This window comes from Legionella sp. km772 (assembly GCF_003989735.1).
Lineage (GTDB): Bacteria > Pseudomonadota > Gammaproteobacteria > Legionellales > Legionellaceae > Legionella.
This window is the reverse complement of record NZ_RZGQ01000337.1, coordinates 1-1,481: the sequence shown is the minus strand read 5'-3', so window position 1 is coordinate 1,481 and position 1,481 is coordinate 1. Positions and strand designations below refer to the sequence as shown.

Below are 1,481 nucleotides of genomic sequence, written 5' to 3'. Positions count from 1 at the left end.
AGTGAAATAAAAAAATCTAAAAATCCTTCTTCCAGCTTCATTCCTATATCCATTTAAATGAAGCTAGCCTCTCATTATTTACCGATTTAAGCTAGATTTTTTTCATGAGGTGGCCCTGTTTCTTTATACTGTCCCTATAGGCAACAAATAAAGGGCGCTATGATGACTATTTTAAAAAAAATAAGTGGTAATTATGTTGACGTTGTTAATGCCTTAGGCCTTTCTCCTGGATACTATGGAGTCCAAAAGCGCGAAGCTTATGATCAACAAGTGGCGAAAGATCTCCCTCGGATTTGTTATGTAAATTTTTCGGGTAATGTGGCGGGGATGAAAAAACGTTTAGCGGATACCAGTCATCTGAAAGATAAAGAATTGTCCTACACGCAAGGGGATTTTTATGGTGGCGTCTTCACTGAAAGTAGGATAAAAGCTACCCCCATATTCATTGAAACTACTATGAGTGCTTCTGAAGAAGGCACACTGAAAAATTATTTCGACACGCTAGCGTTTGCCTACGATGACGATAATGGCCGTCATTGTGGTTTTTCGCTTGGTTATTTAAGAGATGATTCTGATCTTACTATCCCAGTTGAGCAACGTCCTCTTAATTATGCTTTGACCATCATCCGCGATGTGAATAAGGCACCCAGCGAGCGTGAGGTGACCTTTTTGACCCATCCAGCTTTCTTACCAAAAAAGAATGGTAAAGCTATTGATAGCCAGATGGTCGTTGCGGAAATGGCCAAGGAGCTGCATTCAGAATCCATACAAAAATTGCTGACGCCTTTATTTAATGAGCAAGGCGCTATTGATTTTCCTCAATTCCAGGCTCTCGCTGAGCGTATAACTCCGGATCATAACCTTGATGATCGCGATGCTAAACTTAATAAATTATTAGATGTTTATACCCTCTGGGTGCGTTTGCTTGCCGATAAATCAAAAACTAAAGAAAGGGCTGATCTATTAAAAGAATTAAATACCCAGATGATTGGTGCCTTTACCGATGTTGATTTTTTTAAAGATAAACGTATCGAGGATGTTGAAGCATTCGTTGCCAAATATAAAAACCATCCAATTCTTGCTACTTTACCTACACTGGATAAGTCTATCGATGACTATGCGGTACGAAAAGGTTTTGCAAGTTATGAGGCCATGCAAAAAGAAATGAATCAATCCTTTCTTGAACGAAATAAAGGCCCTTTGATAGTTCTAGGAGTAGCATTGCTAGCTGTTATTAGCATCGCCTTAACCTTAACTGGGGTTTTGGCCCCTATTGGCATTCTGGCCGGGATAGGTTTAGCACTTGCAGTAACGGCAGCTACCGCGGCTGCGACTAGTGTGGCCGATACTGAACTCGATTTTAGTGACTCATGTTACGCACGGTCAATTTTAAGCTGCCATATTTTTAAGCTCCTGCCAAGCAATCTGGTTCGCTCTAAGAATCAATTTGTACTTAATAGCAAAGTGATTTAAATGAGTTT

Annotated in this window: 1 protein-coding gene; it reads left to right on the top strand. The window is 40.0% G+C overall.

The genetic code is table 11. The features are described 5' to 3' along the window. Nucleotides 1-159: 159 nt before the first annotated feature. A complete protein-coding gene (locus ELY15_RS15740) occupies nt 160-1,473 on the top strand; it encodes a hypothetical protein (RefSeq protein ID WP_148111256.1) in 1,314 nt (437 codons plus the stop codon). The last annotated feature ends 8 nt before the right edge of the window (nt 1,474-1,481 follow it).